The sequence below is a fragment of the Streptomyces sp. NPDC029138 genome (assembly GCF_055564375.1).
This window is the reverse complement of sequence record NZ_JBVHWM010000034.1, coordinates 39,412-51,234: the sequence shown is the minus strand read 5'-3', so window position 1 is coordinate 51,234 and position 11,823 is coordinate 39,412. Positions and strand designations below refer to the sequence as shown.

Annotated in this window: 8 protein-coding genes; 7 read left to right on the top strand and 1 reads right to left on the bottom strand. The window is 71.6% G+C overall.

What is annotated here, in order from left to right:
• Window positions 1-175 precede the first annotated feature (175 nt).
• From ACZ4WH_RS24800 to mmsA, 4 genes are read left to right on the top strand one after another with little or no spacing between them, the layout of a single operon-like run.
• Window positions 176-1,054, top strand: a complete 879-nt coding sequence (locus ACZ4WH_RS24800; protein WP_468184162.1) for a Cgl0159 family (beta/alpha)8-fold protein — start codon at window positions 176-178, stop codon at window positions 1,052-1,054.
• A 7-nt stretch (window positions 1,055-1,061) separates the two neighbouring features.
• Entirely contained in the window at window positions 1,062-1,886 is an 825-nt protein-coding gene (gene iolB, locus ACZ4WH_RS24795; protein WP_468184062.1) for a 5-deoxy-glucuronate isomerase, read from the top strand.
• The gene (gene iolD / locus ACZ4WH_RS24790) at window positions 1,883-3,760 is read left to right on the top strand and encodes a 3D-(3,5/4)-trihydroxycyclohexane-1,2-dione acylhydrolase (decyclizing) (RefSeq protein ID WP_468184060.1); all 1,878 of its coding nucleotides are present in this window, start codon (window positions 1,883-1,885) and stop codon (window positions 3,758-3,760) included. The genes iolB and iolD overlap by 4 nt, the downstream gene beginning before the upstream one ends.
• Window positions 3,761-3,776: 16 nt before the next feature.
• Window positions 3,777-5,279 carry a CoA-acylating methylmalonate-semialdehyde dehydrogenase gene (gene mmsA / locus ACZ4WH_RS24785; protein ID WP_468184058.1) on the top strand — a complete coding sequence of 501 codons (1,503 nt, stop codon included), beginning with the start codon at window positions 3,777-3,779 and terminating at the stop codon, window positions 5,277-5,279.
• A gap of 56 nt (window positions 5,280-5,335) precedes the next feature.
• Here mmsA and ACZ4WH_RS24780 read toward each other — a convergent pair whose 3' ends face one another.
• A complete protein-coding gene (locus tag ACZ4WH_RS24780; RefSeq protein ID WP_468184055.1) occupies window positions 5,336-6,160 on the bottom strand; it encodes an SCO4651 family lipoprotein in 825 nt (274 codons plus the stop codon).
• Between the two features lie 432 nt (window positions 6,161-6,592).
• On the opposite strand from ACZ4WH_RS24780, the gene ACZ4WH_RS24775 reads away from it, so the two are divergent.
• The 3 genes from ACZ4WH_RS24775 to ACZ4WH_RS24765 all read left to right on the top strand — a co-directional run bounded on the left by ACZ4WH_RS24775 (window position 6,593) and on the right by ACZ4WH_RS24765 (window position 11,696).
• Window positions 6,593-7,984, top strand: a complete 1,392-nt coding sequence (locus ACZ4WH_RS24775; protein WP_468184052.1) for an APC family permease — start codon at window positions 6,593-6,595, stop codon at window positions 7,982-7,984.
• Between the two features lie 209 nt (window positions 7,985-8,193).
• Window positions 8,194-10,845, top strand: coding sequence for a CocE/NonD family hydrolase (locus ACZ4WH_RS24770; RefSeq protein WP_468184050.1), 2,652 nt, complete (start codon window positions 8,194-8,196; stop codon window positions 10,843-10,845).
• Window positions 10,842-11,696 (top strand): ABC transporter permease, encoded by an 855-nt coding sequence (locus ACZ4WH_RS24765; RefSeq protein WP_468184048.1) that lies wholly within the window; start codon window positions 10,842-10,844, stop codon window positions 11,694-11,696. The genes ACZ4WH_RS24770 and ACZ4WH_RS24765 overlap by 4 nt, the downstream gene beginning before the upstream one ends.
• The last annotated feature ends 127 nt before the right edge of the window (window positions 11,697-11,823 follow it).

Below are 11,823 nucleotides of genomic sequence, written 5' to 3'. Positions count from 1 at the left end.
GGCCGGCCGCGTCACAGGCACGCACCCCGAGGGCGGAGCCGGCACCGGCCCCGAAGCCACCGCGGACACTCCCCGCGAAGGCACCCCGCCCGCTTCCCGCGAGGGCACCGCACCCCACCCCGACGGCACCGCCCCCCGCAGAGGCGCCGCAGGCACCCCGCGTCGCCGGGTCGACGTGGCCGAACTCGTCCGTGTCCGCACCCGGCATCCCGAGGCGATCGCCGAGGCCGCCGCCCGTCGGGCTCGCAGGCCGTTGCTGAACGAGAGCGGGCGGCTGATGATCGTCGCCGCCGACCACCCGGCCCGTGGCGCGCTCGGCGTCGGTGACCGCAAGCTCGCCATGGCCAACCGCGCCGACCTGCTGGAACGCCTCTGCCTCGCGCTGTCCCGGCCCGGTGTCGACGGCGTCCTCGCCACCGCCGACATACTCGACGACCTGCTCCTGCTCGGCGCCCTGGACCACAAGGTCGTCATGGGCTCCATGAACCGTGGCGGCCTGCAAGGGGCCAGCTTCGAGCTGGACGACCGGTTCACCGGCCACCGCCCGGAGGACATCGAGCGCCTCGGCTTCGACGCGGGCAAGCTGCTGCTGCGCGTCGACTACAGCGACCCGGGCTCCCTGACCACCCTGGAGTCCACCGCCCGTGCCATCGACGCCATGGCCGCGCGCCGGCTGCCGGTGTTCGTGGAGCCGTTCATCAGCCGCCGTACCCCCGAGGGGAAGGTGGCGAACGACCTGTCCGCCGAGGCGGTCACCCGGTCCATCGCCATCGCCTCCGGCCTCGGCGGCTCCTCCGCCTACACCTGGCTGAAGGTGCCGGTCACCGAGAACCCCGACGACATGGCCCGGGTGATGGAGACCTCCACGCTGCCCGCCGTGCTGCTCGGCGGGGACATCGGCGACTCGCCCGAGGACCAGGTCGCCGCGTACGAGAAGTGGCGCGGCGCGCTCCAACTCCCCACCGTGCGCGGCCTGGTGGTCGGCCGCTCGCTGCTGTACCCGGCGGACGGCGATGTGGCCGCCGCCGTGGACACCGCCGTAGGACTGCTGTGAGGGCCGCATGACCAGCACCGACCTGCATCTGCCCCGGGGTGCCACCGCGAATCCCCAGTACGCCGTCGACATCGATCCCAAGTTGGCCGGCTGGTCACACAGCAGCCTGCGTGTCGTCGAGTTGGCGCCCGGTGGCAGCCATACGTTCACCACCGGGGACAGTGAGTGGATCGTGCTTCCGCTGGAAGGCGGATGTACCGTACAAACGGAGCACAACGAGTTTCAACTCCTGGGCCGGGAGGGCGTGTTCGCGGATGTCTCCGACTTCGCGTACGTGCCCCGGGACGCCCGGGTCCTGATCGCCTCCGGCGCGGGAGGCCGCTTCGCCCTGGCAGGAGCGAAGTGCGAGCGACGACTCCCCGCCCGCTACGGCCCCGCGCCGGAGGTCCCCGTCGAGGAGCGCGGCAGCGGCACGTGCGCCCGCCGGGTGCGCAACTTCGCCTCCGCCGACTCCTTCGCCTGCGACAAGCTGATCGCCGTGGAGGTGATCACGCCGGGCGGCAACTGGTCGTCGTACCCGCCGCACAAGCACGACGAGCACCGGCCGGGCGAGGAGTCCGAGCTGGAGGAGATCTACTACTTCGAGATCGACGGCCCGAACGGGCTCGGCTACCAGCGGGTGTTCCCCTCGCGGGAGGGCGGTGCCGACGTCCTCGCCGAGGTCCGCTCCGGTGACGCCGTCCTCGTCCCCGACGGCTGGCACGGCCCGTCCATCGCCCAGCCCGGGCACGACATGTACTACCTGAACGTCATGGCGGGCCCGGGCCGGACCCGGGAATGGCGGATCTGCTTCCACCCCGACCACGTAGAAAGCACAGGGGGATACCGATGACGATCCGGCTGACCGTCGCCCAGGCGCTCGTCCGCTTCCTCGCCGCCCAGTACACCGAGCGGGACGGCGAGCGCCGGCGGCTCATCGGCGCCACCTGGGGCATCTTCGGGCACGGCAACGTCGCCGGCATCGGCCAGGCACTGGTCGAGTACGCCGACGTGATGCCGTATCACCAGGGCCGCAACGAGCAGTCCATGGTGCACGCGGCGGTCGGCTACGCCCGCCAGTCGAACCGCCTGTCCACGCACGCGGTCACGACGTCGATCGGCCCCGGCGCGACGAACCTCGTCACCGGCGCCGCCCTCGCGACCATCAACCACCTCCCGGTGCTGCTCCTGCCCGGCGACGTCTTCGCCGCCCGCCCCGCCGACCCGGTCCTCCAGCAACTGGAGGTGCCGTACGCGGGCGATGTGTCGGTCAACGACACCCTGCGTCCGGTGTCGAGGTACTTCGACCGCGTCACCCGGCCGGAGGCCCTGATCCCGAGCGCGCTCCAGGCCATGCGGGTCCTCACCGACCCGGTGGAGACCGGCGCGGTCACCCTCGCCCTGCCGCAGGACGTGCAGGCGGAGGCCTTCGACTGGCCGGAGGAGTTCTTCGCCGAGCGCGTGTGGACCGTACGACGGACGGGCGCGGACCCGGCCGAGCTGGCGGAGGCGGTCCGGGTGATCCGCTCCGCCGCACGGCCCCTCGTCATCGCCGGCGGCGGAGTCCACCACAGCCGCGCCGAGGAGGCCCTCGCCGAGTTCGCCGCGGTGACCCGCATCCCGGTCGCCTCCACGCAGGCCGGGAAGGGCTCACTCCGGTACGACCATCCGCAGGACGTCGGCGGGGTCGGCCACACCGGCACGGCGACCGCCGACGAGCTGGCCCGCACCGCGGACCTGGTGATCGGCGTCGGCACCCGGTACACCGACTTCACCACCGCCTCCGGCACCCTCTTCGAGAACCCGGCCGTCCGCTTCCTGAACCTCAACATCGCGCCTTTCGACGGCCACAAGCTGGCCGGACTCCCGCTGATCGCCGACGCCCGCAACGGCCTGGAAGAGCTGACCGAGCGGCTGGAGATGCACGGCCACCGGGTCGCCGACTCCTACGTCAGCGAGTACACCGAGGACAAGGAGCGCTGGGAGCAGCGCGTCGACGCCTGCTTCGAGGCGGACGAGATCGACGTACGGCCCACCCAGCCGCAGGTCATCGGCGCTCTGGACGCGCTGGTGGACGAGTCGGACGTCATCATCAACGCGGCCGGCTCGCTCCCGGGCGACCTGCACAAGCTGTGGCGGGCGCGGTCGTACGACCAGTACCACCTGGAGTACGGCTACTCCTGCATGGGCTACGAGATCCCGGCCGCCCTCGGTGTGAAGCTCGCCGCGCCCGAGCGGAACGTGTGGGCGCTGGTCGGCGACGGCACGTATCTGATGATGCCGACGGAGATCGTGACCGCCGTGCAGGAGGGCATCGCGATCAAGATCCTGCTGGTGCAGAACCACGGGTACGCCTCGATCGGGGGGCTCTCGGAGTCGGTGGGCGGCGAGCGGTTCGGCACGGCCTACCGCTACACCGCCGAGGACGGCACGTTCAGCGGCGCCCCGCTGCCCGTAGACCTCGCCGCCAACGCGGCCAGCCTGGGCATGCGGGTGCTGCGCGCGAAGACCGTACGGGACCTGCGCGCGGCGCTCGCCGAGGCGCGGGCCGCCGACACTCCCACATGTGTCTACGTGGAGACCGAAACGTCCGACACTGTGTCGGGCGCGCCTCCGGCGCAGGCCTGGTGGGATGTTCCTGTGGCCGAGACCGCGACCCGACCGTCCGCGGTCAAGGCACGTGAGCTGTACGAACGGCACGTCTCCACCCGACGCCGCCATCTGTGAGAAGGAGTCTCTGGGCATGACGAAGATCGTCAACCACTGGATCGGCGGGAAGACCGTCGAAGGCGCGTCGGGTGCGTACGGGCCGGTCACCGACCCGGCGACCGGCGCGGTCACCACGAAGGTCGCGTTCGCGTCGGTCGAGGAGGTGGACGCGGCGGTCGCGGCGGCCAAGGACGCCTTCACGACCTGGGGCCAGTCCTCGCTGGCCCAGCGCACGTCCATCCTCTTCAAGTTCCGCGCGCTGCTCGACGCCCACCGCGACGAGATCGCCGAGCTGATCACCGCCGAGCACGGCAAGGTGCACTCGGACGCGCTGGGGGAGGTCGCGCGCGGCCTGGAGATCGTCGACCTGGCCTGCGGCATCAACGTCCAGCTGAAGGGCGAGCTGTCCACCCAGGTCGCCAGCCGCGTCGACGTGGCCTCGATCCGCCAGCCGCTCGGTGTCGTCGCCGGCATCACGCCGTTCAACTTCCCGGCGATGGTCCCGATGTGGATGTTCCCGATCGCCATCGCGTGCGGCAACACCTTCGTGCTGAAGCCGTCCGAGAAGGACCCGTCGGCGTCGGTCCGCCTCGCCGAGCTGCTCGCCGAGGCCGGCCTGCCCGACGGTGTCTTCAACGTCGTGCACGGCGACAAGGTGGCCGTCGACCGCCTCCTGGAGCACCCGGACGTCAAGGCCGTCTCCTTCGTCGGCTCGACCCCGATCGCCCGCTACATCCACACCACCGCCTCCGCCAACGGCAAGCGCGTGCAGGCCCTGGGCGGCGCCAAGAACCACATGCTGGTCCTGCCGGACGCCGACCTGGACGCGGCGGCCGACGCGGCCGTGAGCGCGGCCTACGGCTCCGCGGGCGAGCGCTGCATGGCCATCTCGACGGTCGTGGCGGTGGGCGCCATCGGCGACACGCTGGTGGAGAAGATCCGCGAGCGCGCCGAGAAGATCAAGATCGGCCCGGGCAACGACCCGACGTCCGAGATGGGCCCGCTGATCACCAAGGCGCACCGGGACAAGGTGGCTTCCTACGTCTCGGGTGCGGCCGACGAGGGCGCCGAGGTGGTGCTCGACGGCACCGGCTACACCGTCGAGGGCTTCGAGGACGGCCACTGGATCGGTATCTCGCTGCTGGACAAGGTGCCGACCAGCGCCAAGGCGTACCAGGACGAGATCTTCGGCCCGGTGCTGTGCGTGCTGCGCGCCGAGACGTACGAGGAGGGCGTGGCCCTCATCAACGCCTCGCCGTTCGGCAACGGCACCGCGATCTTCACCCGGGACGGCGGCGCCGCCCGCCGCTTCCAGCTGGAGATCGAGGCCGGCATGGTCGGCGTGAACGTGCCGATCCCGGTGCCGGTGGGCTACCACTCCTTCGGCGGCTGGAAGGACTCCCTCTTCGGCGACCATCACATCTACGGCAACGACGGCACGCACTTCTACACCCGCGGCAAGGTCGTCACCACGCGCTGGCCCGACCCGGCCGACGCCCCGGCGGGCGTGGACCTGGGCTTCCCGCGCAACCACTGACCCGGACAGCACGGTGCCCCGCCCTCTGCCTGACAGAGGGCGGGGCACCGGTGTGCTCAGCGCTGCTGCTGCTTCTTGATCATGTCGGTGAGGTCGGCGACGCGCCCGGCGGGCGGCGCCTTCACGGTGGCGGTCCTGCCGAACTTGTCGAAGTCCATGCTGATGGTCATGATGCCGATCTTCTCCTTGAGCCGCACCGGCAGGTCGTCGGGGCCGACCCACACATCCATGACGATCGACTTCGCGCCGGTCACCTTGCTCATGGGGCTGCCCTCGCCGTAGACGTCCTTGAGCTTGCCCATGTGCGCGCTGTCGATCACGCCGCGGTAGTGGGTGGTGTGCCGTCCGTTCACGGTCTGCGTGCCGAGGTTCTGGACGTCTTTGGCGTACTTCAGGCCCTTCATGGAGGCGGAGGGGCTGCCGTTGTCCCCGCTGAGGGCCTGGGCGCCCTTCTCACCGAAGAGGACCGAGCCGTCGACCTTGATCCAGTCCTTGCCCTGGTACGGGCCGGAGGGGAAGCGGTCCACGTCGTAGTAGTAGACGCCGTCGACGAACAGGACGTGCGTCGTGGGGGAGTGGTTCATGGCCTGCATGTTCGCGGCCTCGGTGTCCATCTCCACGTCGAAGGCGTACCCGCCGCCCCAGGAGTACGTGCCCTTCATGGAGATCGGGCCGCTGGTGCCGGTGTCGGTCGTCATCCGCACCTCGGCCGAGCCCAGCTGCTCCGTCCGGTCCGTCGCCCTGGTCAGTGCCGCCATCGCCTGGTCGGCCCTGTCGACCGCCTTGACGGCCGTCTTCGCGCTCTCCGTGCCGCAGCCGGAGGCCGCCACCAGCGCTGCCGCCGTGAATCCCACCCATGCGGCGGTGTGCCTCTTCTTCATGTCCCCACCCCGAGAGCTGTGTGTCTGTTGTGCGGGGCGCACTCTATCGGCCGTCACTGACATGGACGCGACCGGTTACCCGTCCGGATACCGGACGGCTGACATTTTTTTGAAACCTTGGCTGCGGTTCCCGTTCAGGGCGGACGAAACGGGTGACGAAGGGATTGCCTACGGATGACCTTTGAAAGCAAGGTCACATCGGCCATGGGTTTGATGGATGCACCTATAGGGCGTCACGGCCTGGGAAAGTGATGCGGCGCATGGTCATCCGGATGTGCGGATTCCGAAGGTAAACGGCCATTGACGTGGCGGTTTTCGTCGGGGTTCTCTATGCAGCGCCGGGAGCGGACGAGACGAACGTACGACGATCCGCCGGAGGCGATAGCGCTCCCGACCCCACCCTCAGCCGCTCACGTCGAACGGAACCGCCGTATGACCGACACGCTCCAGAAGTCCGTGGTAGACACCGCGACGGCCCCCGCACCGGGGCTGAAGCGTTCCATCGGTGTCGTCGGCGGCACCCTGCTGACGCTCTCCTGCGTCACGCCCGCCTCCACGCTCTTCGTCGTCGTCCCCGACCTCTTCGGTTCCCTCGGCACCGCCACCGCCCTGACGATCGCCATCGGCTCCCTCCTCTGTATCGCCGTGGCCTTTTGCTACTCCGAACTGGGCACCCTGATCCCCAGCGCCGGCGGCGAGTACGCCATGGTCTCCACGATGGCCGGCCGCCTCGCGGGCTGGCTGGTCTTCGTGCTCTCCCTGCTGGTCGTGATGATCGTGCCCCCGGTGATCGCGATGGGCACCGCGGACTACCTCGCCCCGCTGGTCCACCTCGACCCGTCCATGACCGGCGCCGGAGTGATGCTGCTGGCCACCCTCGCCGGCCTGCTCGACCTGCGCGCCAACGCCTGGATCACCGGCATCTTCCTGGTCCTGGAGGTCATCGCCGCCGGGGTCGTCGCCCTGCTGGGCTTCTCGCACGGCCACCGCGGGGTGGGCAGCCTGGTCTCGATGCAGGTGGCCGGCGCCCACGGCCACACGGACACCGTGACGGCCATGCTGATCGTCTCGGGGCTCGCCATCGCCCTCTTCGTCACCCAGGGCTTCTCCACCGCCGTCTACCTCTCGGAGGAACTGGAGAACCCGCGCCGCAACGTCGCCCGGACGGTCCTCGCCACCCTCGCCATCTCCACCGTGGTCATCCTGGTGCCGGTCGCCGCCATCACCATGGGCGCCTCCGACCTCCAGGAGCTGACCGGCGGCGACATCAGCTCCATGGTCACGGCCTGGTCCAACTCCGCGGTCGGCACCTTCGTCAGCCTCTGCGTGGCCCTCGCGATCATCAACGCGGGCATCGTCATGGTCATCCAGAACTCCCGCGTCCTGTTCGCCTCCGCCCGCGACAAGGCCTGGCCCGGCCCGGTCAACACCGTCTTCTCCAAGCTCGGCCGCTTCGGCTCCCCCTGGGTCGCCACCCTCGCGGTCGGCGTCCCCGGCGCGGTGCTCTGCTTCGTCAACCTGGACACCCTGTACGGCGTCACCGGCGTCTCGGTGACCGGCATGTACCTGCTGGTCGCGGTCGCCGCCCTGCTCGCCCGCCGCGGCTCCCACAAGCACACGGCAGCCTGGCGGATGCCGCTGTGGCCCGTCATGCCGGTCCTGCTGATCGCCGTCCTGGCCTACATCCTGACCCAGCAGGAGACGAGCTACCTCCTGTGGACCGGCGGCATCACCGCCGCCGCCACCCTGTACTGGGCCCTGTACCTGCGCCCGCGCCGCGACACCCACTGGCTGGTGTCGATCCCGGAGGACGCGCAGGTCTGATCACCCCGTATGGGCAGCGCCCCGAAGAGGCGCGGGGCACTGCGCGACAAGCCACGACGAACCGGCGGTCGGCGGATCACAGGAGCGACCGAGCCGGTGGCCGTACCACGATCGCGGTACGAAATGGCCGACCCGTACTCCCAGGGAAGGGTCGGCCGTTCAACCCCAGGTCGGCAGCGATTGTCAGCACCGCCCCGTACCGTTGACGCATGGATCTTCGACTGCCCGCCCTGCGGAACCTGCTGCGGCGGCCCCGTCGGCTCACCGCCGCCGCGGCCGCCGTCGTGGTGCTCGCAGGCGCCGGCACCTGGACGGCGGCCGTCGCCTCCGACGACCCGCAGGCCGTGCGCCGCAGCGACCAGGTGATGGCGGTCGACGGGGTCCGCCTGGACACGTCGTACTTCACCCCGGCCGACACCGGCCGGCACCCCGCCGTCCTGCTCGCCCACGGCTTCGGCGGCAGCAAGGCCGACATGCGCCGCCAGGCAGAGGACCTCGCCGGCGACGGCTACGCGGTCCTGACCTGGTCCGCGCGCGGCTTCGGCGGGTCCACCGGGAAGATCGGCCTCAACGACCCGAAGGGCGAGGTCGCCGACGTCTCCCGGCTCATCGACTGGCTGGCCAGGCAGCCTCAGGTGCGGCTCGACAAGCCCGGCGACCCGCGCGTGGGCGTGGCCGGCGGCTCCTACGGCGGCGCGATCTCCCTGCTCGCCGCCGGACACGACGACCGGGTCGACGCCATCGCCCCCGCCATCACCTACTGGAACCTCGCGGACGCCCTGTTCCCGAACGGCGTGTTCAAGAAGCTGTGGGCCGGCGTCTTCGTCAACACCGGCGGCGGCTGCGCGAAGTTCGAGCCCGCGCTGTGCCGGATGTACGACCGGGTCGCCGAGTCCGGCACCCCGGACCCGGCCGCCCGGAAGCTGCTCCAGGAGCGCTCACCGTCCGCGGTCGGCGACCGCGTCAAGGTGCCCACGCTGCTGGTGCAGGGGCAGACGGACTCCCTGTTCCCCCTCGGCCAGGCCGACGCGGCCGAGAAGGCGATCCGGGCGAACGGCGCCCCCGTCGACGTCGACTGGATCGCCGGCGGGCACGACGGCGGCGACATGGAGACGAGCCGGGTCGAGGCACGTGTGCGTGCGTGGTTCGACCGGTACCTGAAGGGCGACAAGGGCATCGACACCGGCCCGGCCTTCCGGATCACCCGCACCGGCGGCATCGACTCCACCGACGGCACCGCCCAGCTGCGCGGCGCGAGCGCCGCCGCCTACCCCGGCCTGCGCGACCATCCGCGCTCCATCGCCCTCACCGGCGGCACACAGCGCGTCGCCAACCCGGCCGGGGCGAGCCCGCCCGGCGTCTCCGCCCTGCCCGGCCTCGGCGGCTCGGGCGGCCTCGCCCAGCTCTCCGCGCTCGGCGTCGGCGTCTCCCTGGACTTCCCCGGCCAGTACGCGCGGTTCGACTCGGCGCCCCTCACCCGGGACCTGCGCATCACCGGCACCCCCACCGCCACCGTGCACATCACCTCGACCCGCGACGACGCCGTCCTGTTCGGCAAGGTCTACGACGTCGGCCCCGACGGCACGCAGCAGGTGCTGCCCGCCCAGCTCGTCGCCCCCTTCCGGGTGACCGGCGCCAAGACGGGCAAGGACGTCACCGTCACGCTCCCGGCGATCGACCACGAGGTGCAGAAGGGCCACCGGCTCCGCCTGGTCCTCGCCTCCACCGACCTCGGCTACGCCTCCCCGGCCGCCCCGGCCACCTACACCGTCTCCCTGAAGGGAGACCTGAGCGTCCCGACGGCCCCCGCCGTCACCACCGCCGCCGCACCCCTGCCCGCCTGGGTCTGGTGGCTGCCGGTGGCCGGCGCGGTCGCCGCCCTCGCCCTGCTGCTCACCACCCGCCGCCGGACGGCCGCCCCCGCGCCCGACCCGGAGCTGGCCGAGGTCCCGCTGGTGATCACGGACCTGAGCAAGCGGTACGCCGGCTCCACCGACCGGTACGCGGTCCGGGACCTCTCCTTCCGGGTGGAGAAGGGCCAGGTCCTCGGCCTGCTCGGACCGAACGGCGCGGGCAAGACCACCACCCTGCGCATGCTGATGGGCCTCATCCGGCCGGACGCCGGCGAGATCCGCGTCTTCGGCCACGCCATCCGGCCCGGCGCGTCGGTGCTCTCCCGGGTCGGCGCGTTCGTGGAGGGCGCCGGCTTCCTGCCCCACCTGTCCGGCCGGGAGAACCTGGAGCTGTACTGGCGGGCCACCGGCCGCCCGCCCGAGGACGCCCACCTGGACGAGGCCCTGGAGATCGCCGGGCTCGGCGACGCGCTCGCCCGCGCGGTGCGCACGTACTCCCAGGGCATGCGGCAGCGCCTCGCCATCGCCCAGGCCATGCTCGGCCTGCCCGACCTGCTCATCCTGGACGAGCCCACCAACGGCCTGGACCCGCCACAGATCCGCGAGATGCGCGAGGTGATGATCCGCTACGCGGCCGGTGGCCGTACGGTGATCGTCTCCAGCCATCTCCTCGCCGAGGTGGAGCAGTCCTGCACCCATCTGGTGGTGATGGACCGCGGCCGGCTGGTGCAGGCGGGCCCGGTCCGGGAGATCGTCGGCTCCGGCGACACGCTGCTGGTCGGCACCGCCACACCGGTGGACGAGCCGGTGGCGGAGAAGGTGGGCGCGCTGGCCGGCGTCGCCTCCGCCGTGCGCACCGACGACGGGCTGCTGATCCGGCTCGAACCCGGCGGCTCGGCCGAGCGGCTGATCGTGGAGCTGGTGCGGCTGGAGGTGCCGGTCGCCTCGGTCGGCCCGCACCGCCGTCTGGAAGACGCCTTCCTCACCCTGATCGGAGGTTCCGCATGAGCACGCTCACCGAGGTCGCCTCCGGCTACCAGGCGGGCCGCACCCTGCCCCTGCGGGTCGAGCTGGTCCGCCAGCTCAAGCGGCGCCGCACGCTCGTCATGGGCGCCATCCTGGCCGTGCTGCCGTTCGTGCTGCTGATCGCGTTCGCGATCGGCGGCGACCCGGGCGGCCGGAACAACCAGGTCACCCTGATGGACACGGCCACCGCGTCCGGCGCCAACTTCGCCGCCGTGAACCTCTTCGTCTCGGCGGGCTTCCTGCTGGTGATCCCGGTCGCCCTGTTCTGCGGGGACACGGTCGCCTCGGAGGCCGGCTGGTCCTCGCTGCGCTATCTGCTCGCCGCGCCGGTGCCCCGGGCCCGGCTGCTGTGGTCCAAGCTCGTGGTGGCGCTCGGGATGAGCCTCGCCGCGATGGTGCTGCTGCCCCTCGTGGCCCTCGCCGTCGGCACGGCCGCCTACGGCTGGGGCCCGCTGGAGATACCGACCGGCGGCGCGCTGGACACGGGTACGGCGGCCCAGCGGCTCGTGGTGGCCGTGGCGTACATCTTCGTGTCCCAGCTGGTCACCGCCGGGCTGGCGTTCTGGCTGTCGACCAAGACGGACGCCCCGCTCGGCGCGGTCGGCGGCGCGGTCGGCCTGACCATCGTCGGCAACGTCCTGGACGCCGTCACCGCCCTCGGCCACTGGCGCGACTTCCTGCCCGCGCACTGGCAGTTCGCCTGGGCCGACGCCGTCCAGCCCCGCCCCGAGTGGTCCGGCATGATCCAGGGCACCGCGCTCTCCATAACGTACGCCCTGGTGCAGTTCGCCCTGGCCTTCCGGGGTTTCGCCCGCAAGGACGTCGTCTCCTAGGTCACCGGCACGTCACTCACCGGTCACGGCGGGCCGCCGCCGTGGCCCGTCCGAGATCGATCCGCAACGCCCCGGGGCGCACGTTCCGGACCTCTGCCCCGTCACAGTCGGCAGCGGACGCACACGT

What these genes read in the sequence shown, in the direction of transcription:
- iolB (WP_468184062.1), top strand. Translation starts at nt 1,062, where the DNA reads ATGACCAGCACCGACCTGCATCTGCCCCGGGGTGCCACCGCGAATCCC.
- iolD (WP_468184060.1), top strand. Translation starts at nt 1,883, where the DNA reads ATGACGATCCGGCTGACCGTCGCCCAGGCGCTCGTCCGCTTCCTCGCC.
- mmsA (WP_468184058.1), top strand. Translation starts at nt 3,777, where the DNA reads ATGACGAAGATCGTCAACCACTGGATCGGCGGGAAGACCGTCGAAGGC.
- ACZ4WH_RS24780 (WP_468184055.1), bottom strand. Translation starts at nt 6,160, where the DNA reads ATGAAGAAGAGGCACACCGCCGCATGGGTGGGATTCACGGCGGCAGCG.
- ACZ4WH_RS24775 (WP_468184052.1), top strand. Translation starts at nt 6,593, where the DNA reads ATGACCGACACGCTCCAGAAGTCCGTGGTAGACACCGCGACGGCCCCC.
- ACZ4WH_RS24770 (WP_468184050.1), top strand. Translation starts at nt 8,194, where the DNA reads ATGGATCTTCGACTGCCCGCCCTGCGGAACCTGCTGCGGCGGCCCCGT.
- ACZ4WH_RS24765 (WP_468184048.1), top strand. Translation starts at nt 10,842, where the DNA reads ATGAGCACGCTCACCGAGGTCGCCTCCGGCTACCAGGCGGGCCGCACC.